Consider the following 23098-nt stretch of genomic DNA (forward strand, 5'->3'; position numbering starts at 1 on the left):
ATCGTTGTTGCTATCGTTGTTGCTATCGTTGTTGCTATCGTTGTTGCTATCTTTGTCGGTATCAGCCTTTCCAGCTGCGCTGCAAACCAGTGTCGGTATGGATCCAGCCACCGTTTGCCGTTGCACGATAATAAAAGCCGACGCCGCCCTGACGGAAGCTGCTGATCAGACCGCCCAGCACTTCTTCATGCAACTGTGAAATGCGGATGTCGGCCGCCTTGCCATCCATGTGCAAGGATTTACGCGCAGCCGGCACACCCTGTTCTATCAGGCGTTTATTCGATTCCGGTGTGCGATAGCCAGATAAAATTTCCAGCGGCTTGGTCATACCGAAACGCGCGATATAGGCTTGTGTCGCCCACAAGGTTTCAAGTAATTTCGGGTCCATCGGTGCCGATTTTTTGCCGTTCACATCGCGCAGTAAGTGACACAATTCCTGATACGCGGAATCAATCATCTCACCGTCTTTCCAGTACAGTAATTTGCTGCGCTCACCCGATTGCGGCCGCACCAGATCGAGGGTGCGCGGCTTGACCCAGAAGTCCAGATCGAGTGCCTGTGAATCGAATAAATCCGGCGGCGGTGCTAATTGCGTCGATTTTCCGGCATTGCTGTCATTACCATGTGCGACGGCCGTTTCACGAAATAAACCAAGTGTGGTCAGAACTAAACTACTTTTGAGTATGTGGCGGCGGGTTGTCATGAGCCTGATAAATCCGTTGGTGAAGTTCTTAGAACTCATTTCATCAATAGGGATGAGATGCGTTCTATATATATAGTGTACTTCTCTGGCTGGCAGATGTGAATCTATCTGTAAAATTTACCGTTGATAATCCTGATTCTGCATTCTGTCGCAAACAGCTGATGCGCTCCGGAGTTTTCAGATTACACTTCATCCTGTTGCAAAATTGATCCGACTATATATGGTGACGAAAGCAGCACCGGAAACGCTGGTGCGCAGCGTCAAGCCGTCACGCCAGCGGATAGTTTTGCGTATGTCCTGTGTACGACCTATTACTGATCACATTCATATCATGCTCAAATCTATCACCTGGACCAGCCTGTTCATCCTGATGCTCGCCGGATGCGACATCCAGATTGACGGCAAACATATCAGCAACGGCAAAACCATCAACGGCGGTAAAGCCATCACCGAAAAACGAACGCTGACCGCCTTTACCAGTATAGAAAACCGCAGTTTTCTCGATCTCGTGATTACATCCGGACAACCGGAACTGGAAATCACCGCCGATGAAAAATTGCTGCCGGACATAGAAACCGTGGTCGAAAACCAGCGCCTGATCATCCGCAAAAAAAATGTGACGGTCACGATAGGCGGCAGCCCGCAAGGGAATATCCGCATCAGCGCCAATCAGCTGCAACAATTGCTGCAATCTGGCAGCGGCGATATCGAGCTGAACAATATCCAGGCAGAGAAATTTGAACTGACGCAAACTTCATCCGGCGACATCAAAGTCAGCGGGCAAATCAAACAACTCGATCTCAGCGTCAGCGGCAGCGGCGACATCGATTTGCGGCAATTACAGTTAGGCAGCGCCAACGTCAATATGCGCAGTTCCGGCGATGTCAGAATGCATCAGCTGACCGGTGCCCTCGTTGCCGAAGTGCATGGCAACGGCAGCCTGAAAGTCGATGCGATGCAAAATGCCTCCGCCAACATTCACCGCAATAGTTCCGGCGACATCAGTCTGCACGGTGATATGCAACAGTTGCAGGTCGATGCGTCCGGCTCCGGTGATCTCGATATCGACAGCTCGCAATTACCGCTGGCAAATATCCAGCTCAATGGCTCCGGCGATCTGGCCTTGCATGGCCATATTGCAGTACTCAATCTTAATCTGCGTGGTTCCGGCGAGGTCAAAGCCAACCAGCTCAGTGCCGATAATGTACGCATCGAAAGCCATGGCAGCGGCGACCTGCGCATACACAGCATACGCCAAACTCTGAAGGCAGACCTGTCAGGCTCCGGCAATCTGCATACCTCGCTGGAGAATGCGACGCTGGCTGAGCTGATTATGTCGCGCAGCGGTGATGTCACTATTGATGGCACGGCAAAAAAACTGACCGCCAGACTCAGCGGTACAGGTGATCTGCGCGCACAGGACTTATTACTCGATACCGCCAGCGTCAAAGTTACAGGCAATTGCGAAGCACAGGTGAATGTCAAAAAAGCGGGTGGCTCACGCGTAGTGAAGGTAGATCGCAACGGCGTTGTCAGCTGATTTTTATAACGAAGATACTGATGCAGAAATGAAAAAGCCTGATCGTGTCAGATCAGGCTTTTTTTACGCCACATTGCAAGCTCAACTTACAAGCTCAACGCTTCACAATCCGGTATTCATGTTGCACCACTAAACGGCTGGTGGCAATCAGACTATTCAAGCCCAGTATCAATTGCATCAGCACCTGCCCCGGCACCAGCCAGATCTGCCCACGCGGGGGCGACACTTGTGTCACGGCAGTCAGTACCGGCGTCACCCACGCTGCATCCGGCGTAACATCGAGCAAAATATCGCCGTCACTATTGGTGTGCAGATACACTTCGCCACCGTGCAATAAGGTAAAACACACGCCATAACCAGCCTGTGGATTTTTACCCGCGAGTTGCTGCAATTCGCGGTCATACAAATCCAACCAGGCCTCGACATCATTGACCGATTCCAGTGAGACCCACGGCAAGTCAGGATAATTTTTTTCTGTGGATAATGCCTTCAATGTCATGTCTTACTTTTTTTGTGCGGTTGCTGAAACTGCGGTGGACGCGGTGGCGGTTGTGGCTGTCGTTGCGGATGAAACGTTCGGCGCACCGGTTTCCGGCTTCATCTGACGCACCTGCAAACCACGCTGCCTGAGCAAATCCGTAATACTGTTTTTACCGGTAATGTGCCCGGCGCCGACCACGATCATCACTTTTTTGCCCGCGCTCATCAAGGCCACGATCTGATCTGCCATCGCCGGATTGCGGTCATCGAGCAACAGCTTCATGATCTTGCGCGACCCGGCATCTTTATTCGCCGTTTCTTCCAGTATCGCCGCCAACGCCTCGGCATCACCGGCTTTCCATGCCTGCACCATCAGAGCAGTATCACGCACGGCATCGCCATTGCTGAGGCTGTGTAAAGTCTGCGACAGCATCGCATCGCCATCTTCATCACTCAGGCCGCCCAGCATACGCGCCTGAAATTCCAGACTTTCTAATTCCACCAGTTGCTTGCCGTCTTTCTTTGCCCTTTTGATGAAGTGCAGGTCGATGCCCTGCGCCGGATCATAGCCTTGCTGCGCCACCACGCCTATCATCAGGCCAGTCGCCACCATCGCCGGTTTGAGGTTCTGAAACTGCGCGGCAGAAGCCCCAAGAAACTTCTGCATACTTTCCCAGGTCGCTTTCTGCAGATGATTTTCCAGCTTGTCCGGCGCGGCATAAGACAGCAAAGGAATCAACTTACGACTGAATTGCGGGTCGCTGGCGTCCACCTCCACCGCCAGCGTATCGGCCTGTTGATACGCGTTTTGTACTGCGGCAGGCAAAGGATAAAAGCTGGCTTTGGCCAGATGAAATGAACCAAATAAATAAGCAGTATTCGTCGCCGATTTCACTTCCCACATAATGCCATTAGCGGGAGTGTCGTCCGCTGCTTGGGCGAGACCGTGAGTGGCAATCAGCGTTGTAACGACCACCGATACAACCCGCTTCAAGCCCTTATTCAACAACAAATTCATCATCATTTTTCCATTAAAAATACTGCAAAGTGCAGTTCTACTGACGCACCTGTTATCTCTTTTCCTGTTGCGGGCAGAATGTGCCACTAAGGAAACAATAACTCTGCACATAAACACGATGCATTGAACAATACATGGTACGCGATTGCACTGCGCAAACCTTGTCGCAATCGCAGATAGCCGAGTAATGCGCCACCAAATAGTTGTGAGCTCAAGGCGAAGACCAGCCAATAATCACGACCATTTGTAGAATATAAATTGGAAATGTGCGCCAGGCCAAAAATGATGGCGTACATCCAGAAAACATAGGGATAACGTCGGATAAATGCACGGCTACGCGCAAAACGAATGCTGTCAGCAGATGCGGCGTACCGCAAACGTATCGCATCCGCTGCAGCAATGCTTAGCCATATGCCAGCCATGATCAGGACAAACATTTTGTCTGCGTGCAGCATTGCTATCAGCACAGGGGCAACAAACAAGCTGTACTTTACCTGCCGTAAGCCAGCCCTGAAAACTAATTCTTCGAGCAACGGTCCGATCAAGGCGACAGTCCCCCATTCAGAGATTTTTGTTGCGTCGCTCTTTACGGACTCATCAAGACCAGCCCAATGATATAGCGCGGCATTGATTGGTAAAGTCACGATAACGATAAAGCAGAAATTCAGCGCCAGCATCAACGCGATGCGCCGCCATCCTTGTCTGAGTGTCAGTACCTTTGCATGTCCGCGCACAGGTTTGCGCAAAAAGGCGACCAGTTCACGCAGTTCGCGACGCCAGTCAAAGTCGGCAGAACTTATTGCCTGCTCATTGGTATGCGCTATTGTTTGCTTCACCGCCTGACCAGGTAAGCCAACGCAGCCATTACTGGCGACAATCATTTCTTGAGCCTGATGATCACCAGAACCGGCGGAGCTTGTATTTTCAGTTAACACTTGCGACATAGCGCCCTTTAAAAAATGCTGCGCACATCATTGCGCTGAAGCATTCTCTTTTTTTGTTTTATTTTAGTCAACAAAATTCAAGGCATTTGTCCGGCATTCTTCTGCAGCAGCAACGAACGATATCGCACCGAAATACCAACTACTCTGATTTAGGCTGGCTCAATAAAGCTTTCAGGTTGGCGAGCCGTTCTTTCGGGGTCAGGGCTTCTGCTTCTGTGGGGACGGCGTCGCCTTCGTCGAGTTTCATTTCTTTAATAAAGCGTGATGGATCGCAATGTACGGGCACACCTGCGCGCTTGCGCTTTTTGCACCAGGTGATGTGCAGGCTGCGCTGCGCGCGCGTGATGCCGACGTACATCAGGCGACGCTCTTCTTCTATGCGTGCGGCCAGAATTTCTATCGGCGTATCGGGGTCGCCTTTATGCGGCAAAATGCCTTCTTCGACGCCGACCAGAAACACGTGCGGATATTCCAGCCCTTTCGACGCGTGCAAGGTGGACATGCGCACCGCATCAGGCTCTTCGTCCTTGCCTTCCATCATCGACATCAGCGCCACCATCTGCGTCAGATCGAGCAGGCTGCGGTGATCGTCAGTGCCGTCTTTACCGCCGCTGCCTTTGGTTTTCAGCCATTGCGTGAAATCGAGCACGTTCTGCCATTTGTTTTGCGCGGCGCGGTCATCGAAGCTGTCGTACAAATAGCCTTCGTAATTAATTTCCTTCATCAGATCATCCAGCAATTCGCTGGCATGACCTTCGCGGTGGGCATGCGCTTCAACCTGATTGATGAAGGTGCAAAATTCGCGCAGCGGGCGCAGTTGGCGATCTGTGAGTTTCGCTTCGATGCCGCCTTTAAACACCGCAGAAAACAGCGAGCATTGCCATTGCCCGGCGAATGCGCCCAGCACTTCCAGCGTCGCCTGACCAACGCCGCGTTTCGGCGTGGTGATCGCGCGGATGAACGCCGGATCATCGTCTTCATTCGCAATCAGGCGCAGATACGAAATGATGTCTTTGATTTCAGCTCGGTCAAAAAAACTCTGGCCGCCAGAAATCGTGTACGGAATCCGTTCACGCCGCAGCGCCTGCTCAATCACACGCGATTGGTGATTGCCGCGATACAGTATCGCGTAATCGGAATAGTTGGCGCGTCGTTCAAAACGATGCGCCGAGATCATGATGGCGACTTGCTCGGCCTCTTGTTCATCATCCTGCATGCCCAGCACTTTGACCGGATCACCGAGGCCATGTTCTGACCACAGCGATTTTTCAAACAGCTTGGGATTATTGCCAATCACAGCATTCGCCGCTTGCAATATGCGGGTGCTGGAACGGTAATTTTGTTCTAGCTTGATAATTTCCAGATCAGGAAAATCGACTTGCAGCGTTTTCAGATTTTCTATGGTCGCACCGCGCCACGCGTAAATCGCCTGATCGTCGTCGCCCACGGCGGTAAACATCGGTTTTTTGCCGATGCCCGTCACCAGCAATTTCACCAATTCATACTGGCAGGTATTGGTGTCCTGATATTCATCGACCAGCAGATAACGCAGACGGCGCTGCCATTTGTCGCGCACCTGCTCGTTGCTGCGGAACAGCTCAACCGGCAGCCGGATCAGATCATCAAAATCCACCGCCTGATACGCCGACAGCGTGGCGACATAGCTTGCATAAATGCGCGCCGCCGTCGCTTCATCATCATCTTTGGCCTGCTTCAAGGCCAGCTCAGGCGTAATCAGTGCATTTTTCCACAGCGACATCGCGGTCTGTATGCGGCGGATTAATTGCTTGTCGGTGGTGATCGCCAGATCCTGTACCAGCGAAAAACAATCATCGCTGTCCATAATCGAAAAGCGGTCTTTCAGCCCCAGCGCCTGCGCTTCCTGGCGCAAAATTTTCACACCCAGCGAGTGAAACGTCGATACCGTCAGTTGCTTAGCCTGACGCGGCTCGGCCAGCAATTTGGCGATACGCTCCTGCATTTCATGCGCAGCTTTATTGGTAAAAGTCAGCGCTGCAATGTGCTTGGGCTCGTAGCCATGCAACTCGATCAGATTCACGATTTTTTGCGTGATCACGCGCGTTTTACCCGAACCCGCCCCGGCCAGCACCAGACAAGGGCCGTCCATGTAGTTCACTGCATTGCGTTGGGGAGTATTCAGGCCGTGGGACATCGTAGTCATCGAAAAAACTGGGTTATATCCGGATTATCTCCATGAATTTTCATGGAGATATTATTGTGTACGCTCAGGCTCAGATACAAATCATGATATTTTCGAAAACCAGATGACATCAGTGCTGCGGAGCGATTGTCAGATAGTCCAGCTCGGCAACTTATTTGTTTGCTTCAGCCACGGATAATCAAAACAATAGCCACCGTTTTCTACTACTGCACCGCTTCCGTTTTTCGCAGATGAATGCTTGTGTTCCGGTGGATATGCGTCAAGCGAGGTAAAGTGCGTCACATAGGATCTGCGAGTTAATTCCTCATTCAGAATCTTGCTTCCTTCATGCGATAAATTACCGTGCCATATAAATACATCGCCCTTCTTAGGACAGAATACTTCTGGTTCGATACCGGCGTTCTTCATTCGCTCAGCCAGGTAAACTGATAATTCGTGGGGCTGACGCTTACTGTCTGATTCAAATAAAATACTACCGTCACCCCAATCAAAAAAGTCGCTGATCTCTGTTTTGTGTGAGCCCGGGTAATAGACCAATGGGCCGGCTTCCGGTTGAATATCTTCCAGAGGAATCCAGCTCGCTGCCAATTTCGCTAATTGCGTCTGGCATCGTACGTACGGATAGTCTACATGTATCGACTGCTGGCTTCCCTTGTAGAAAGTAAGTGACTGCAAAGCGCAAGCGGGTGATTGAAATACATGTCCTAAAAAAGAAGACACTTCTTTTACCAGACTGAGCCGCGCAGCAGCCAAAGATACCGTCTGTATACTATTGAATTTCACCCCATCCAAACCCAGCTCTTCTTCGGAAAATTCCCCAATTGGTTTGATCACACCTCTGAGTTCTGCGTAAAGCTCGAAATCACGATAATGTTTACGCAAATACTCGATATCGCCAGCCAAGGCATCAATTAAATCGTGCGGAACGACTTGTTCAAACGCGACATATCCTTTTTCCCGCCAAGACGTTAATTTTTCATGTAAGTCAAAATCAACGCTATCGCCATGACGCTTAACGTATTCATCAATATTGGCGTTTTCCTGATCAATCCATGTAGCGGAATTGATCCAGTCTTTTGGTAAAAATTTTTTCATCATCAATCCTAAACATTCAACTCTTTATGGTGCGCGAAAATTTGAAGGCATTATACGGGAGACAATTTCGTCTTAATTAAATTTTTATGTCTCAGGTTTGAAAGCCCGGTAATTGAATAAGACTTACGAAACTGAGAAGAAGAGTAAACTATCGCGCATTCCACATTGAGACATTGCCATGAAATTCGAACATTTAATCGAGATTAACGACATCCTGAATCCTTTAGCCGAAGTCATCACCCGCGAACAATTGTGGCGCGGGCTGGTGCTGCGTGCCGAGTCACCGAAGCTGTTTGTGTCTTACCTGGACGATGCGCTGATCGAAGACCGCACCGAAGCCAGCATGACGCGCACCCTGAAATATGGCGAGCTGAGCGTCACCGACACCGTGCGTTTTGTGCATCTGGAACATGTGCATTACGACATCGCCGCGCAGGGCGAGATACGCCAGTCATCGTTGCGTATGACGATAGAAGAGCCACAGCCAGACTCGCTGTTTGTGCGCTTTCAATACGACGATGGAGCCACCGAAGAGCAGGACAAAGAAAACGAGATGTACAACGACTATCGCCGTTCCGCCTATCAGGCCGCGGACATCGACACGATACGGCAGATACGCGAATTCGCCGAAGCCGGACGCCTCGACGCCTTGCCGAGTTAAGCGCCGCCCGCAATCTCGCCGATCTGCATTGGCCTGCGTTGACCTGAACCAGCCTGTGCGATGCCCAAAAATGCGGCTGGAAGGTCAAATAATACTGGGGGGAGTATATTTTAAAGCCTAATGTTTATAAGGCCATGAATGGGTAAAATGGCAGATACTCCCCATTTTTTTGATTTTTACTGGGCATAAACAGGCAAGACAGGCCGCTATCAACAACGTCGCCAGCATCATCAGCAGTACCGGGCTGCGATAAACCAACGCTAAAACCGCGTAACGCAGCGACTCCGCGTCAACGTCGCAATGACCCATCAGGTACACAGCAGCGACCAAATTCCCATCCCCTTTGTTGTCCCGCCTGCGCGTGTCAGGCGGGATTTCTTCGTCTGCCCGCCGGATTCTGGGATAATGGCGCGAATTTCTGTTTCCACCCTCACCTTCTAAGGTTCATCATGATTAAACGTGCCGCCAAATCTGCCGCCCAACCTGTTGCTGAGATTCCGGCAGCACCCGAACCGTTTCAGGCTAAAACGCTCAAACGCAAACAATTCGCCAGCACCGGCGACGTCCACATTCAGGGCGATGTGACCATCACCACGCAACTGATCGTCGGCGGTGATCTGCTGGTGGATGGCGACCTGATTGCCGAAGAAGTGTTTTGCCTCGGCAAACTCACCGTCACTGGCGACATTCAGGTGCAATCGTTGTACATCGGCCAGACGCTGGATGCGGGCGGCAATATCGATGTCGAATTCCTTGTCAAAACCGGCTGCAATGCCGAATGGATGGCGCGCGTGCTCGAGCTCGATCAGCGCAAACTCAAAGAAGGTGAAAACTTTATCGATCTGCTGGTGCATCCGGCGATACTCGACCGCCAGCAGCACAACGATGTGTTCGGTGGCTTTGGCGATATTCAGGGGCTGGGTTATTTGTCCTGCGCCGATCTCGATTGTCAGGGCAATCTGCAACTCGATGACGACCTCGAAGCCAGCGAAGTGCAATTCGTCGGCGGCCATCTGGCTGCCAGCGCGATCCACGTTGCCGGTGATTGCAATTGCCAGGGCGAAGTCTTCAGCGAAACCAATATCGAAGTCGAAGGCAGCCTGTTTGCCGGTGAAATCGTCTGTCAGGGCAATGTCGCTGCCGGTGCGATCGGCTGTCAGGGCGACATCAGCGCGTGGGGCAGCATCCGCGCCAAAGGCGAACTCAGCAGCCTGTTTGGTGAAATCCACGCCGGTCGCTGGATCGCCACCGCTGCCACTTTATACGCGGCGAAATACATCAAGGCCGGTGAATCGGTGATCGGTGAAAAAGGCATACACTGCGGCAAAGACTACGGCATCTTCGCTGGCTCCACCCTGCCGCGTTCGGCATGGGCAACGCAAGGCCTGATCTCTGCCGACAGCAAACCGCGCCTGATTTTGTCGGGTGAATTTGTCGAAGGCAAAAAACTGCGCCACATCGACGCGCTGGAAAAAAAGCGCGATAAAGAGCTCGACTGGGAAATCGCCCGCCGCGTTAAACGCGAAATGCTGGCGGAGTAAAACCAGAACGCATCTCCTCCGTAGGAAGAGTTCTGAAAAAGCGGGCGCATCTGAGTCGCCCGCTTTTTTACATCCTGACCGCTATGCCATTACGCAGGCCGACCACCATCATCTTTGATCGCCACAGATGTGATCTTAGAAAAATCAATCGCCAAAAAAAGCTTGACGCCGTTTTGCTTCACTTCATAAGGTTTGAGCGCAGACGGTGGTTGCTTTCCAGTTGACAGGTAGGTCAGAAAATCATTCTGGAAATTCTTCAGCGCCGTCCTGATTTCAATCTCATAACTCGCAGCGGTGCCGTTATTGAATTGAAGGAAGAGGTTTTCGTTGCTCATTTTTGTTACTCCTTTTTCTGATGTGGCACGAAGGCCACGGACATCAACGGGGGAAAACAAATGACAAAACAGCAGAGACAATAAACCGGCACAACTGACAAACACGACGCGCACCCGTACCAACAGCGCTACCAGACGGTGTACAAAATGATAAAACCGGTGGCGACCATGCCGGTTAATGCGACCAAAAATATGACGTCGCCGATTAACTCTAATTTCGTGGCCAGCGATGGATTTCTGGTGCGCAAAGAAAAGAAAAATAAATAGGTCGCCAACAAAAAACACAATGACACCGCAGCCAGTATATCGTCGGCAATCGTCACGGCGATTCTGTCTGCGCCTTGTTTTTTGAAGATGGTTAACGCCGTGATGCTCAGACCCGCCAGCGTGGCAGACAGCGTAAGTAATTGCAGAATTTCATGCCTGTCCCATTTCCTTTGCATTGCAACGCCTTTCATTCAGACTCAATACAGAAGAATGGACTATCAGGCGAAAATTTAGTTCGTGTATTTATATTGCGTTACAAAATACAGCGCAGATAGCAGATAACGCGCAGACGAGTAATGCATGGCATTTGCTGCGCGTTTGAGATGGAAACGTCGTCACGGGTGGCTTATTTATGCTGACGAAAAGCGCGACTGGAAATACACACAGAATTGTTATCCGGGTCTTTCGCATTCGAGAAAGAATAGCCATTCGCAATATGCGTACTTCCAAACTGCAGACCCAATTCCAGCGATTTTTTCTTGAAGGCTTCGACGTCCTCAACATCGAACATGAGCTTCACGCCCGCTTGTCCCAGCTTGACACTTTTTGCCGCCTGATGGATCAAGATACTTGCGCCACCGTGCTGTGCGGTCAACTCTATCAGGCCATCGACGACCTTTCCCGTTGAAACGAAATCAAAATACTTCTGATAAAACTCAGCCGTTTTTTGCGTCTCTTTCGCATAAATAATGATGACGCTAAGTGCTGGAGTCATGATAGGTCCGATATGTATTCAGGCGACCCCATGTCGCCCAAGAACTGGTTTTGTCGCATTGCATTATTCATGAAACTGTTCAAAAGGCGATTGTGTTGGCATAGCCTTTTCGCAACGCACCTTTACACTTGCACGTTGACGGAAATGAACGGACTGCCGCGTCGTAAGGCGTAGGCTGGAACGCATTGTTCAGCCTGTTCTATCGTTTCAAATAACTGCCCCTCTGAACCCGACCAATACAAAACCTGATGCTCCAGTGTCGAAAAGCGCTTGAACAAAGCGCCAAGCTGATTGATCTGAGCGGGTTCCGCCCGGATGCACATATCGACGATTTCGCGATCCGGCAAATCCTGATTATTGTTAAAGCGAATTTGCAATGCGCTATGACCCCAGGCATCGGTCGTGAACAATTGCATACGCAGGTAATAAGCAAACCTGTCTTCGGGGCGTTCAGAACCTGCCTCCCAAAGATAAACGCTTTGCGCGTGCCTTGGAAACTTCTCGTATGCAAAAGCCCATTCGATCAGCGTATCCGCACCGATGTAAAACTCAAGCACGCCGGAAGCCGATCCATTCGACACCGACATCACCAGATTTAAGTGATACGGCTCTTCGTAAGGATATCTTATGATGCAAATGTAGGAAGTCATTGTGATGTCTATGTGGATAAGTGATCAGGTGAAATGGTGCGTACAACGCACCCTACGCTGGCATCAAATGATCTTGCAACGGATGATGGCATCCTCATCAAATCCATAGATCGCGCAAAGCCTGTGATAGCCATCGGCGATAATCACTTTGCCGTTGCTTTCATCTCTGACCAGCAACAGCGGCGACAGCGCCACGCCGTTCGCGATTTTCTTTCTGTCTTTCTCTACGTGCGAATTACTGATGCCGAGCAAGGATAATTGCGATGCTCTGAAAATATCCTTGGATTTAAACTCGACGATGACCGCCGTTCTGAGTCTGGCGACCATGTCAGCGACTTTCTTATCGTTGTAGATAATTCTCAGATAAGAATCGGCTGCCGGATAGTCATGCTCCTCAACATCAGGAAGCCATAGTATTTTTTCAGATGCCAGGTGCTTAGCCATTGTTCACCTCAGAAGAGAATGCAGAGTTTCGCAAGCGCACTATCTGGCGGTCTTGCGTTCGTGCCAGTACTGCCTGTGCGACAACTGCCCCGATAAGTGCGAACAGCATGTCGGATTGTGTATCCCAAGGATCGCCCTGAGTACCAAGAAATTCGTCAGCGCCCTGCCCAAGCGAGATGGCAGCGGCCCACTCGATGAGTTCATACGATGCGCTGATAGCGAGCACAACACAGGTCACCAGAAAGCTCAGCATTTTTCCCGCACGGACATATCCACCCCGCAGCAGAATTTCCCGCGCCGCCAGCGCCGGAACAAAGCCCTGGGCAAAGTGGCCGATCTTGTCGTATGGATTGCGATGCAGTCCTAGCACCTCGGCGATTTGGAAACCAAAAGGTACTCTGGCATAGGTATACGCGCCGCCGACCAGCAAAATAACGGCATGCACGAAAATACAAATGTAAAGCAAGTGCGTCAGCGGAAAACGCGTGTAGCTTGCGATCAGCACAGGCACGACAATGAATATCGGCAGCACCTCCATCAGCCACGTGGCGCGGTCATACGGGTGCCAGCCGGACCAGGCCAACAAGCCGAGCAGAGCGAAGAGAGCGACAAGGAGGGTTTGGGTGCGGGGCATAGGTTAGTTGTGAGGTTTTGAAGCTAAGGGGCACTTCGCTTCAGCGACGCCCCGCTTGAGCGTAAAGTTAGTGCACATGGTTAATTGAAAAGCCACAATATTTGCACGAGGACGTAAAAACATTTGTATTTGGGTGAGTAATATACTCATCCTGTGGGCCACAAAATAGCCGCCCACATGACGGGCACTTTGCCTTTGCTAGAAACGGTACTGCCAAGAATAAAAGTAGGAAGCCAATGCCTAGCAACCACTGAGCCAAGTGTGACAACCCTGCATACGAATCGGAAAATACCATAGCAGTAAAGCCCAATAAGAGAATACAAAGTGCAATTGCGACTACGAGCTGTAAGATACGTATGTAGTTACGAAAAGTCATACGGAATGCGCCTAACGCTAAATTGTTGAGATGAGCCGCGAAACGCAGCGAATTTGTAAACAAAGCAGTATCACGGCAATACACTCGAATGTATTGTCATACATCATTGTGGTGCCTGTGATTTATATTTCTCGACAAACACTTTTGCCTCCGAAAGAGTCGTGGGATAACTCACATGTGCGAATACACCGGGCTCAATCATTGCCCGAATCGGATAGAAGAGAAATCCGTGCCCCACTAGAAAACGTACCTTTTCCCACTGCTGCTTATCACTCGATTTTGGAGCAGCAAATTTACGACACAGACGAGTCATCGGTTCCCGACAGTGTGGACAAATTCGTACAGCAATTTGCGCTGGGAATTTGAACGATTTTCTACAGCAAAAACACACGTGAGGAAAACGAAATCCTTGAATCTGTTTTATTTTTGCGAACGCTGAATGATGTTTAAATTTCGCCATATTTGAAGATGTTTAACGTTTGACGTTAGGCGCTGCAGTAGCGGCAAAACCGCGAAGGGAATTGTTAGGCGAATGCGGCATCAAAACCCAAGCCTCTTGGCTGCCCACGTAGACGCTGCTTCGCCAAGCATGGATTGCCAATCAGAGAACGATGATATGGATCGAATAAATTCATCCCACTCCGCATCCGGGATCGCCGAGAAATCATCTTGCGATTCAATTTTGAAGCCGCTGGATTCAAACATCTCATCGGCATTAGCGAACTTCGTGTGAGAAGAGACGAATTCAGGAGATAGCAGTTCAGCCATAGGAACGGAGTTCGTACCATCTAACTCTTCCGCGCCTTTCGCCATGCGATCAAGTTGATTTGTTAGTTCGTCCAAGCCGGTGATCTTCAACATGTCATGTTCCTTGTCGGTAACGATATGCAAATCGGGATGAGAAAAGGGGTTCGCCTAACTTGATTTAAGTTTGCAATATTGCATCTTAACTCAGCGTTGAAAAATTAACCATTCGCTTGTCATGCCTTGTTCTTCTTCAGGAATGTTTGCGTTATCGGAGTTTTCGCTTCGCCACTGAAAAACTGCGTGGTACTGGACGCATGCCGCCATCGTTATCGCCGCAATCATCTGCCTGACCAACGCCACACCGCTTAAATGTAAATAATTTTTCCTTTTTTTCTTTACGGTCGTAAAGATATCTGTCAAATTTCCTTCTTTGCCGGAACTTTTCCTGCGGCGGCAGGTCTGGTTCTGGAGTCGCAATTCGATAATAATGAGCGGAGTACGGCGCTGTTCTGATGTGATGTGTGTTGCTGCGTGTGTGCATCTGGGTGTTTTCCAGACACTGTTTTCGCATCGCATCTGACACTTTTTTAGCGCTGGTCACCCGCCCCCACCTGCAACGCGCTGGCTGCACACTGTGCCGGCGCTTTTGACCATAGACGGAGAGTAAGTTGAAACAATCGTATGCATGGAGTCTGGCACTGGCCGGGCTGAGTCTGTCCAGCAGCCCGCTGAGCTATGCCGATGAAGGCCAATGGCAGCCGCATCAGTTGCCGCAATTAAAAGCAGAGCTGAAACGCATAGGCATCACGATTCCGGCAGAAAAGCTGGCGGATTTGTCTAAGCACCCGATGAGTGCGATGGTGTCTTTGGGCGGTTGTTCAGCGTCGTTTGTGTCTGACAGCGGGCTGGTGGTGACGAATCATCACTGTGCTTACGGCGCGGTGCAACGTAATTCGACGGCAGAAAAAAATTACATCAGCAATGGCTTTCTGGCGAAAACCCGCGCTGAAGAATTACCTGCCGGGCCGGATTCGCGCATGTATATCACCGATAAAGTGGAAAACGTGACGGAGCAGGTGTTGAGCGGTATCACGCCAGCGATGTCGGGCAAGCAGCGCCATGAGCATGTGCAGAACCGCATCAAAGCGCTGATCGCGGATTGTGAGCAGGATAAGGCGTATCGTTGCTCGGTGCCGAGTTTTCATCGCGGGCTGGAATATTACCGGATACGTCAGATGATGATCCGCGATGTGCGGCTGGTATATGCGCCATCGGACAAGATCGGTAATTATGGCGGCGATGTCGATAACTTTGAATGGCCGCGTCATACCGGCGATTTTTCTTTCCTGCGCGCGTATGTCGGTAAAGATGGCCGCCCGGCAGATCCTTCTACGGATAACGTGCCGTATCACTCTAAAGATTTTCTGGTGGTGTCGGCACAAGGTCTGAAAAATGGCGACCCGATTTTGCTGGCGGGTTATCCAGGCACGACCAGCCGTTATAAATTACCGGAAGAAATCCGCTTTGCGCGGGACGCCAGCTATCCGGCGCGTGTGGCGGAATACAAATCTGATCTGTCGGTGATCGCGGCGGCAACGCAAGGTAATGCGAATGCCGAAGTGCGTTACGCGAGCGTGGCAAAAAGCATCAACAATCGTTTGAAAAAAACCGAAGGTTTACTGGCCGGGTTTGCGCGTAAAGATATCGCAGCGATTAAAGATGCTCAGGATGCGGAATTCCGCAGCTGGTTCAGCCAGCACAATGCCGACCAGAGTTTGCTGAAAGAGTTGGATGCGGTGATCGCCAGCGATATGGCATTGAATGAAGAAGAGTTTGCCTGGAGCGTCGCCACCAACAGCGATTTGCTGAAAAATGCGCGCACCTTATATCGCCTTGCGCTGGAAAGCAGCAAGCCGGATGCCGAGCGCAAAGCGGGTTATCAGCAACGTGATGTGTCGTTCATCTCAGCGCGCCTGGCACGTCTGGAACAATCGTATGTGAGCAATGTGGATCAGGCGCGTTACACGGCGGCACTGCAACGGTATAACAAACTCGATAGCAAATTCCGCCCGCAAGGTTTAGATATTTTGCTGCCGACACCGGAATCGGTCGCGGCTCTGTACCGTCAGTCTGAACTCGGCAATACAGCGACGCGTCTGGCGTGGCTGAAAAAAGATGTCGCGGCATTCCAGCAATCGGACGATGCGTTTATCCGTCTGGCGGTGAAGCTGCACGATATCGGCCTGTCACTCGAAGAACGCCGTAAAGAAGTTGATGGCAATCTGGAACGGGTGATTCCGCAATATATGCAGGCAGTGATTGCATGGAAAAAATCGCAGGGCAAACCTGTGTATCCGGATGCGAACTCCACGCTGCGCGTGACTTACGGCACTGTTGCGCCTTACAGCCCACGTGATGGCGTCAGCAAAGGCCCATTCACAACGGTAGAAGGCATCGTTGAAAAACATACCGGTAAAGCGCCATTCGATGCGCCGGAAAGCTTGCTGGCCGCTGTCAAAGAAAAACGTTACGGCGTGTTCAAAGACACTGCGCTGGGCACAGTGCCGGTGAATTTCTTATCCAGTGCGGATACCACTGGTGGTAATTCTGGCTCGGCTGTCATGAATAAAAACAGCGAGCTGGTTGGGCTGAATTTTGATTCGACTTACGAATCGATCACCAAAGACTGGTACTTCGACAGCGCCATCACGCGCGCGATTCATGTCGATATTCGTTACATGCTGTGGGTGATGAAAGAAGTCGATCATGCAGATAATCTGCTGAAAGAAATGACGATACGCTACCCGGCGAAATAAACACCGCAAGCAACGAAAAAAACGGCGCACATCTGAAATGATGTGCGCCGTTTTTTTATGTCATCTGCATCAGCTTGTATGCAAATGGGTTCATTCGATTTGGTGGAATGCGTAACGTCAGGCTTGTTGTAACCACTGCTCAGGCTGCACATAATTTTCTGCCCACTTCTCTACACGCGACGCGGGCATGGGGCGGGAAACACCGTAGCCTTGCGCAAAATTGCAGCCGAGGCGCATCAGCGCAACGCCGTGTTCTATCGTTTCCACGCCTTCGGCAATCACTTCGCGCTTAAACGCATTTGCCAGGCCGACGATCGCGCTGATCAGCGCCAGATCATCTGAATCTTCCAGCATATCGCGCACGAAACTCTGATCGATTTTCAGAATATTGGCTGGCAACCGTTTCAGATATGATAAAGAGGAATAGCCGGTGCCGAAATCATCGAGGGCAAAACGCACGCCAAGCTGCTGACAGGCGCTCATCACTTCGCGCACTTGCTGCACGTCTTGCAAAGCGGCTGATTCGAGAATTTCTATTTCCAGATATTCAGGCGGCACATCGGGGAACTGGGCAAGATAACTGCGCAGATTTTCTAAAAAATCGGCATGTTGAAAATGGCGCGCAGCGATGTTCACACTGACCACCCAGGTATAGCCATTGGCGATCCAGTTACTCATCTGCTGCAGGGTCTGATGTATCACCCAGTTGCCGATGTCGATGATGATGTTGGTGTTTTCCACCAGCGGTAAAAATTCCATGGGACCGACGATGCCGCGCTGCGGATGATTCCAGCGTATCAGCGCTTCCATGCCGGTGATACGGCCATGCCGCATATCGACTTTGGGTTGGAAGTACAGCTCAAACTCGTCCTTCAGCAAGGCTTCGCGGATCCGTGCACGCTGATTGTGGCGGGTGCGGACTTCCTCATCTTTTTGCAGGTCAAACAAATGATACTGATTACGTCCGCTGAGTTTGGCCTGATACATCGCCTGATCGGCATAGCGTAATAACACATCGGGGCTAAGCTCATCATTCGGATACATCGCAACGCCGATGCTGGCGCGCATGGTCATTTTTTTATGCTCGAATTCATAGGGTTGTGCCAGTTGGCCCAACAGCAAAGCGATGTTTAACTCTACTTCGTTGAGATCACTCTGATTCTGCAACAGCACCACAAATTCATCGCCGCCAAGACGGGCAACCGGATTATTTTTACCAACACAACTTTCTAATCGGCGCGCCACTTGCTGTAATAACTTGTCGGCTACTTCATTACCGTGTTTGTCGTTAACTTCCTGAAAATGATCGAGATCGAGCAGGCACACCGCCAGCAGTTTGTGATGTTCACGCGCATAGGCTATGGCTTGTGAAAAATGGGCTGATAGAGACTGGCGATTTGCTAACCCTGTCAGTAAATCATGCCCGGCCTGCCAGGCGATTTGCCGCATCAGATAATGCGTTTCACTGAGATCACGGAACACCAGTACGCTGCCGGTAACGGTGCCATCCGGCTGACGGATTGGCGCCGCACTAAGATCCACTTCGAGTTGCCTGCCGGCACGGGACAACAGCGCCAGATTGTGTTCCTGAAACGTCGCACCGGTGCTGACAACATTCGTCAGATAGGTGTGCAATGCAGTTTGTTGTCTGCGGTCGCCCAAGGTGAAGACGGTGGCCAGTTCTTGCGACAAGGCTTCCTCAAGCCGCCAGCCGGTCAGCTTTTGTGCAGAGCGGTTCAGAGTCAGGATGCGGCCATCAATGTCAGCGCTGATGACGGCATCATCAATCGAATCCAGTGTCGTTTCCACACGTTCTTTTTGTTCTTCCAGCGCAGCCTGAATTTTTTTGCGCTCGCTGATATCAACCAGCGCGCCAATGATGCCTGAGGCTTTGCCATCAACACTGGTATACGTCGCCTGATAATACAGCGCAGAAATATGTTCGCCATTAACCTGGCGGGGTATATCAGGAATGGTTTTGTGAGAACAGATGGCTAAGCCGGCGGAAGAAATATGACGAGTATCGAGTGTCGCTAAGAAAGGCAGTAACTTGTGCATGGGCTGACCAACTGCGTCTTTCTGATGTATGCCAAACATCTTGCACCAGGCTGGGTTTACCCCCCGACAGATGCCCTGGCTATCCTGAAAAAATGTCGATACCGGCAGCGCATTGAGCAGTTGTAATGTGAAGTGCATCTGCTCGCTTTGTTCGCGCTGACTTTTCTGCAGCGTCAACAAAATGCTTTCAATTTCTTCGGCCATGTCATTGAAAGTGGTAGCCAGCAAACGCTCTTCATGACTGCCACGAACTTCCATTCTGACGCCATGATCACCGGTCTTGAATCGGTTCGTTGCCAGCGCCAGCCGCTTCCAGCTGCGCTCATTGACGCGCAATATCAGCCCCAGCAAAAAATAGATAAAAAAGATCGCCATGGCAGAAATCTGCAACTGCACCACCACTTTCTGCCAGATGCGGTTGACGGCACTGTTTGTACTGATTTCTACGGTGACTCTGGCAGCATTTTTGTCAGCGGTCGTGATGGTCTTACTCAGCGTTGCCGGCATCTGTAAGATAGCCTGAAACCATTGCGGTGCGAGCAAGGGCACGGTGAACGTGCCTGTCATGTCAACGTTGCTTTGAGGGTAGCTCCAGGTCAGACGGGTCAGATCGGGATCATTTGCCAGTTGCCGTCGTAAGGTGTTGGTGATCTCTGTCTGATCCTGAGTTTTGCTCAATTTCAGCAGAGTGGGCCCCAACAGGTGCTCCATATTTTCGGCATGCGTGAGAATCTGCTGTTTTGCCCCTGCGACTTCCGCATGAATCAACAGGTCGTAACGCAGCCCGCTGACCACGAATATCAACAATGTAATAGGGACAAATAATCGCGTGTAAGCTCCGAGAGCTAACCACGCTTGGATAAGAGATTCAAAAGGGCGCACAGATTCTCATAGCGAAGAGGAGAAGTTCAGGAGATGAATTCCTTGTGGCTGTGATCAATTCATCATGAAAAATGAAACAAATTTTAACCTATCGCAACATTTTTCAGTATTATTTTGTTGCTTTATGGAAATTTTGTGGAAATCACGTAGTGCTGAAACCGGCTCCAATCTGGGTCTGCAACGCAGCATTGGTATAGACAAAAGAATACGGCAATAATTGAGTATAACGCCGTCTTCTGTATTCGCGTCATCGGATCAGAAAATTGTAAGCATGCGACAAACAGGCGGTCGCCCGGCTTATCGCCTACAATAGCGACATTCCTTCACGCGCCTGCGGTGTATGGGCTGCGGATAGCTTGGCATACGGGTGATACCGCCGGTAGATGGCGATTACGCGTCAACCCGATCAGGCCGTGAACCTGCACCCACGCTGGCATCGCGCCTGTTTTTTGTCATCGCTTCGCCCCTGTTTTTACCTGTTCCAAGAAAAAATTCCCATGTCTGACGCTACTGCTTTCAATTCACTTCCTTTATCTGCCGCCATGCTCGCCAATCTGGAGAGCCTCGGTTACACCACCATGACGGCAATTCAGGCAGAAAGTTTGCCCGTGGTTTTGCAGCAGCGTGACCTGATCGCGCAAGCAAAAACCGGCAGCGGCAAAACCGCCGCTTTCGGGCTGGGCATACTGGCAAAACTGAATCCCACATATTTCGCAGTACAAGGCTTGGTGATATGCCCGACGCGAGAACTGGCGGATCAGGTTGCGAATGAATTACGCCGTTTGGCGCGCGCAATCGAGAATGTGAAAATCCTGACCTTATGCGGCGGCACCGCGATGCGCCCGCAAATTGCCTCACTCGAACACGGCGCGCATATCGTCGTCGGCACACCGGGGCGACTGATCGATCACATAAGCCGTGGCACCATCAATCTCAATACCGTGCAGACACTGGTGCTGGATGAAGCAGATCGCATGGTGGACATGGGCTTTTACGATGATATTTACACCATCGTTGCAGCCTGCTCACCGCGCCGCCAGACCTTGTTATTCTCAGCCACCTACCCGGACAATATCCGCAAAGCCAGCGAACAATTGCTGCGCGACCCGGTGGAAATCAAGGTCGAATCGCAACATGCGGCCAACCATATCGAACAATTGTTTTATCTGGTGACGCCGGAAGAACGCAACGAAGCCGTGGCGCGTTTGCTGCATCACTACCAGCCGGTTTCAACGATTGCGTTTTGCAATACCAAAATTCATTGTCGTGAACTGACCGAAGAATTGCAGGCGCAGGGCATCAGCGCACTGGCCTTGCACGGCGATCTGGAACAACGCGAACGCGATGAGGTGCTGATCCGTTTTGCGAATCAAAGCTGCTCGGTGCTGGTGGCAACCGACGTTGCGGCGCGCGGGCTCGATATCCAGACGCTGGGCGCGGTGATTAATGTCGATGTCTCGAAAGATACGGAAGTGCATATCCATCGTATCGGTCGTACCGGTCGCGCTGGTGAAAAAGGGCTGGCACTGAGTCTGGCGACGCCGAATGAAAAAAAATGGGTGAAGCTGATCGCGGAATATCAGGGTGAAGCTGTTACCTGGGCCGACATCAATGAACTCGAAGCAGCGCCGGAACAAACACTGGCTGCGCCGATGATGACGGTCTGCATCATGGGCGGCAAAAAAGACAAACTGCGTCCCGGTGATTTGCTCGGTGCGCTGACAGCAGATATCGGCCTGAAAAAAGAACAGGTCGGCAAAATCAATGTGTCTGAGTTTGTGACCTATGTTGCACTCGACCGCCACATCGCCGCCAAAACGGTAGAGAAACTCAGCTTCACGAATATCAAAGGCCGCCAGTTCAAAATGCGCCTGATCAACAGCGTGTGATGCGGCGCGGTGTGGTGTGATACGGCGTGGTGTAATCCGGTCACCTGAGCTTGCCACAGAGCGACTCCATCAGATCGCCATGAGACCACAATACCAACGAGATTGAACCCTGAAATTTGCTGTTATTTGCTGTTTTAGGGGGAGTATCTGGCGTTTTGGCCTTTATGTCGGCATAAACAAAGGGCTTGTAAATATACTCTGGGGAGTATATTTACAGCCCAAAATGCCTGAAAAACACCTGTAGTGATGATTTCCGTGCAGTGCAAGCAGCAAAACGCGTTGCGAATTCAGGCCGCAGGCATCGCACCGTTCAGCACTGCTCAGTCCGTTTCAGCGGGACGCCGCATCAGCAGATACACGCCTTTATCTTCGACTTCCAGAAAACCCAGCCGCTGATACAGGCGTAACGCTGGATTAAATTTTTCGACATGAATCTGCACCGCTTTGTGCGCTGCCCGCGCCTGGGCAAAAACTGCCTGCAACAGATCGGTGCCTATGCCCTGGCCGCACGTGTCGGCCATCAGCGAGATATCGACTATCGATATCGTCTCAGGCTGGTGTTGCAGATACAAACGGCCAATGTCTTGCTGCCCGCGCTGAACAATAAAATACTCAGTATCGGAATAAGCCGCATACGCACGGTGTTGCGCCTGAAACTGCATCGCCAGAAAAGCGGCTTTCTGTGCTTCAGGCCAGCCTGTGGGGCGCAGCTCTTCCTCGCGCACAGACGCATACAAGCGTTGCAAAAACTCCTGATCGGCGTCGCTGACCGCACGCAAGGCCAGTTGCGGATGCCGGAAAATCATCGCCGACGGCACTGCTTATTTCTCCACACTGAACGTCGCGGAATAAGAAACGCCACGTTCTGTTTTCGAAAACGGCACCAGAAAAATTTCCTGCGTCGCTAAGCTGGCATGCTGCAAGGCGTAGATTCCCTGTGGCAAAGCCGTGCTGGCATTGCTGGAAAAATTCAGAGAAAAAAAGTGATACGGGGAAGATGCTGTCGTGCTGTCTTTGACATCATCCAGTGTCAGGGTCAGGCTCAGACCATCGCCAAACGGAATAGAAAACTGAGAACCAACATGCGGTAAAAATTGTGCAGCGGTAAAAGTCATATCGTG

22 protein-coding genes are annotated in these 23098 nt (G+C 51.0%); 5 read left to right on the plus strand and 17 right to left on the minus strand.

From position 1 onward, the window contains the following. Positions 1-61 precede the first annotated feature (61 nt). Positions 62-703: a DUF882 domain-containing protein gene (locus H8K38_RS06905; protein ID WP_186884056.1), complete on the minus strand. Its 642-nt coding sequence runs from the start codon at positions 701-703 to the stop codon at positions 62-64. 220 nt (positions 704-923) lie between these two features. Here H8K38_RS06905 and H8K38_RS06910 point away from each other — a divergent pair, with 220 nt between their 5' ends. Further along, positions 924-2243 (plus strand): GIN domain-containing protein, encoded by a 1320-nt coding sequence (locus H8K38_RS06910; RefSeq protein WP_186884057.1) that lies wholly within the window; start codon positions 924-926, stop codon positions 2241-2243. A 94-nt stretch (positions 2244-2337) separates the two neighbouring features. Here the strand turns inward: H8K38_RS06910 and H8K38_RS06915 are convergent, their stop codons facing one another. From H8K38_RS06915 to H8K38_RS06935, 5 genes are all read right to left on the minus strand, one after another. Next, positions 2338-2742: a hypothetical protein gene (locus H8K38_RS06915; RefSeq protein WP_186884058.1), complete on the minus strand. Its 405-nt coding sequence runs from the start codon at positions 2740-2742 to the stop codon at positions 2338-2340. Positions 2743-2745: 3 nt separating this feature from the next. Next, on the minus strand, positions 2746-3747 hold the full coding sequence (locus H8K38_RS06920; protein ID WP_222610782.1) for a TraB/GumN family protein: 1002 nt from the start codon (positions 3745-3747) through the stop codon (positions 2746-2748). Between the two features lie 80 nt (positions 3748-3827). Further along, positions 3828-4685, minus strand: coding sequence for a type II CAAX prenyl endopeptidase Rce1 family protein (locus tag H8K38_RS06925; protein ID WP_186884060.1), 858 nt, complete (start codon positions 4683-4685; stop codon positions 3828-3830). A gap of 139 nt (positions 4686-4824) precedes the next feature. After that, positions 4825-6867: a UvrD-helicase domain-containing protein gene (locus H8K38_RS06930; protein WP_186884061.1), complete on the minus strand. Its 2043-nt coding sequence runs from the start codon at positions 6865-6867 to the stop codon at positions 4825-4827. A 129-nt stretch (positions 6868-6996) separates the two neighbouring features. Further along, a complete protein-coding gene (locus H8K38_RS06935) occupies positions 6997-7962 on the minus strand; it encodes a phytanoyl-CoA dioxygenase family protein (protein WP_186884062.1) in 966 nt (321 codons plus the stop codon). Positions 7963-8140: 178 nt separating this feature from the next. On the opposite strand from H8K38_RS06935, the gene H8K38_RS06940 reads away from it, so the two are divergent. Together H8K38_RS06940 and H8K38_RS06945 are read left to right on the plus strand one after the other, a co-directional pair. Next, positions 8141-8623: an SRPBCC family protein gene (locus H8K38_RS06940; protein ID WP_186884063.1), complete on the plus strand. Its 483-nt coding sequence runs from the start codon at positions 8141-8143 to the stop codon at positions 8621-8623. 449 nt (positions 8624-9072) lie between these two features. Continuing rightward, positions 9073-10164 (plus strand): polymer-forming cytoskeletal protein, encoded by a 1092-nt coding sequence (locus tag H8K38_RS06945; protein WP_186884064.1) that lies wholly within the window; start codon positions 9073-9075, stop codon positions 10162-10164. A gap of 89 nt (positions 10165-10253) precedes the next feature. Here the strand turns inward: H8K38_RS06945 and H8K38_RS06950 are convergent, their stop codons facing one another. The 8 genes from H8K38_RS06950 to H8K38_RS06985 form a co-directional block, all read right to left on the minus strand. Next, positions 10254-10499 (minus strand): hypothetical protein, encoded by a 246-nt coding sequence (locus tag H8K38_RS06950; RefSeq protein ID WP_186884065.1) that lies wholly within the window; start codon positions 10497-10499, stop codon positions 10254-10256. A gap of 128 nt (positions 10500-10627) precedes the next feature. Then, the gene (locus H8K38_RS06955) at positions 10628-10957 is read right to left on the minus strand and encodes a hypothetical protein (RefSeq protein ID WP_186884066.1); all 330 of its coding nucleotides are present in this window, start codon (positions 10955-10957) and stop codon (positions 10628-10630) included. Positions 10958-11112: 155 nt separating this feature from the next. After that, a complete protein-coding gene (locus H8K38_RS06960) occupies positions 11113-11481 on the minus strand; it encodes a VOC family protein (protein WP_186884067.1) in 369 nt (122 codons plus the stop codon). 122 nt (positions 11482-11603) lie between these two features. Beyond that, positions 11604-12131, minus strand: coding sequence for a hypothetical protein (locus tag H8K38_RS06965; protein ID WP_186884068.1), 528 nt, complete (start codon positions 12129-12131; stop codon positions 11604-11606). 63 nt (positions 12132-12194) lie between these two features. Further along, complete coding sequence (locus H8K38_RS06970; RefSeq protein ID WP_186884069.1) at positions 12195-12575, minus strand: hypothetical protein; 381 nt, start codon at positions 12573-12575, stop codon at positions 12195-12197. Next, a complete protein-coding gene (locus H8K38_RS06975; protein WP_186884070.1) occupies positions 12568-13209 on the minus strand; it encodes a DUF2238 domain-containing protein in 642 nt (213 codons plus the stop codon). Before H8K38_RS06975 ends, H8K38_RS06970 begins: the two co-directional genes overlap by 8 nt. A gap of 916 nt (positions 13210-14125) precedes the next feature. Further along, positions 14126-14446 carry a hypothetical protein gene (locus H8K38_RS06980; protein WP_186884071.1) on the minus strand — a complete coding sequence of 107 codons (321 nt, stop codon included), beginning with the start codon at positions 14444-14446 and terminating at the stop codon, positions 14126-14128. A 151-nt stretch (positions 14447-14597) separates the two neighbouring features. Next, positions 14598-14933: a hypothetical protein gene (locus H8K38_RS06985; protein WP_186884072.1), complete on the minus strand. Its 336-nt coding sequence runs from the start codon at positions 14931-14933 to the stop codon at positions 14598-14600. Between the two features lie 91 nt (positions 14934-15024). On the opposite strand from H8K38_RS06985, the gene H8K38_RS06990 reads away from it, so the two are divergent. After that, a complete protein-coding gene (locus H8K38_RS06990) occupies positions 15025-17148 on the plus strand; it encodes a S46 family peptidase (RefSeq protein WP_370587072.1) in 2124 nt (707 codons plus the stop codon). Between the two features lie 117 nt (positions 17149-17265). Here H8K38_RS06990 and H8K38_RS06995 read toward each other — a convergent pair whose 3' ends face one another. Further along, positions 17266-20088, minus strand: coding sequence for an EAL domain-containing protein (locus H8K38_RS06995; protein ID WP_222610783.1), 2823 nt, complete (start codon positions 20086-20088; stop codon positions 17266-17268). 497 nt (positions 20089-20585) lie between these two features. On the opposite strand from H8K38_RS06995, the gene dbpA reads away from it, so the two are divergent. Further along, positions 20586-21977 carry an ATP-dependent RNA helicase DbpA gene (gene dbpA / locus H8K38_RS07000; protein WP_186884074.1) on the plus strand — a complete coding sequence of 464 codons (1392 nt, stop codon included), beginning with the start codon at positions 20586-20588 and terminating at the stop codon, positions 21975-21977. A gap of 320 nt (positions 21978-22297) precedes the next feature. Here dbpA and H8K38_RS07005 read toward each other — a convergent pair whose 3' ends face one another. Further along, the gene (locus tag H8K38_RS07005; protein ID WP_186884075.1) at positions 22298-22783 is read right to left on the minus strand and encodes a GNAT family N-acetyltransferase; all 486 of its coding nucleotides are present in this window, start codon (positions 22781-22783) and stop codon (positions 22298-22300) included. Between the two features lie 15 nt (positions 22784-22798). Continuing rightward, positions 22799-23092: a hypothetical protein gene (locus tag H8K38_RS07010; protein ID WP_186884076.1), complete on the minus strand. Its 294-nt coding sequence runs from the start codon at positions 23090-23092 to the stop codon at positions 22799-22801. Between the last annotated feature and the right edge of the window lie 6 nt (positions 23093-23098).

It is taken from the genome of Undibacterium sp. FT79W (assembly GCF_014284215.1).
In the GTDB taxonomy this organism is placed as follows: domain Bacteria; phylum Pseudomonadota; class Gammaproteobacteria; order Burkholderiales; family Burkholderiaceae_D; genus Undibacterium; species Undibacterium aquatile.

Bases quoted from the DNA above. Each gene is read 5' to 3' on its own strand.
- H8K38_RS06955 (WP_186884066.1), bottom strand. From the start codon at position 10,957: ATGAAAGGCGTTGCAATGCAAAGGAAATGGGACAGGCATGAAATTCTG.
- H8K38_RS06905 (WP_186884056.1), bottom strand. From the start codon at position 703: ATGACAACCCGCCGCCACATACTCAAAAGTAGTTTAGTTCTGACCACA.
- H8K38_RS06930 (WP_186884061.1), bottom strand. From the start codon at position 6,867: ATGACTACGATGTCCCACGGCCTGAATACTCCCCAACGCAATGCAGTG.
- H8K38_RS06960 (WP_186884067.1), bottom strand. From the start codon at position 11,481: ATGACTCCAGCACTTAGCGTCATCATTATTTATGCGAAAGAGACGCAA.
- H8K38_RS07010 (WP_186884076.1), bottom strand. From the start codon at position 23,092: ATGACTTTTACCGCTGCACAATTTTTACCGCATGTTGGTTCTCAGTTT.
- H8K38_RS06940 (WP_186884063.1), top strand. From the start codon at position 8,141: ATGAAATTCGAACATTTAATCGAGATTAACGACATCCTGAATCCTTTA.
- H8K38_RS06980 (WP_186884071.1), bottom strand. From the start codon at position 14,446: ATGTTGAAGATCACCGGCTTGGACGAACTAACAAATCAACTTGATCGC.
- H8K38_RS06920 (WP_222610782.1), bottom strand. From the start codon at position 3,747: ATGATGATGAATTTGTTGTTGAATAAGGGCTTGAAGCGGGTTGTATCG.
- H8K38_RS06915 (WP_186884058.1), bottom strand. From the start codon at position 2,742: ATGACATTGAAGGCATTATCCACAGAAAAAAATTATCCTGACTTGCCG.
- H8K38_RS06935 (WP_186884062.1), bottom strand. From the start codon at position 7,962: ATGAAAAAATTTTTACCAAAAGACTGGATCAATTCCGCTACATGGATT.
- H8K38_RS06970 (WP_186884069.1), bottom strand. From the start codon at position 12,575: ATGGCTAAGCACCTGGCATCTGAAAAAATACTATGGCTTCCTGATGTT.
- H8K38_RS06910 (WP_186884057.1), top strand. From the start codon at position 924: ATGGTGACGAAAGCAGCACCGGAAACGCTGGTGCGCAGCGTCAAGCCG.
- H8K38_RS06945 (WP_186884064.1), top strand. From the start codon at position 9,073: ATGATTAAACGTGCCGCCAAATCTGCCGCCCAACCTGTTGCTGAGATT.
- H8K38_RS06925 (WP_186884060.1), bottom strand. From the start codon at position 4,685: ATGTCGCAAGTGTTAACTGAAAATACAAGCTCCGCCGGTTCTGGTGAT.
- H8K38_RS06950 (WP_186884065.1), bottom strand. From the start codon at position 10,499: ATGAGCAACGAAAACCTCTTCCTTCAATTCAATAACGGCACCGCTGCG.
- H8K38_RS06965 (WP_186884068.1), bottom strand. From the start codon at position 12,131: ATGACTTCCTACATTTGCATCATAAGATATCCTTACGAAGAGCCGTAT.
- dbpA (WP_186884074.1), top strand. From the start codon at position 20,586: ATGTCTGACGCTACTGCTTTCAATTCACTTCCTTTATCTGCCGCCATG.
- H8K38_RS07005 (WP_186884075.1), bottom strand. From the start codon at position 22,783: ATGATTTTCCGGCATCCGCAACTGGCCTTGCGTGCGGTCAGCGACGCC.
- H8K38_RS06975 (WP_186884070.1), bottom strand. From the start codon at position 13,209: ATGCCCCGCACCCAAACCCTCCTTGTCGCTCTCTTCGCTCTGCTCGGC.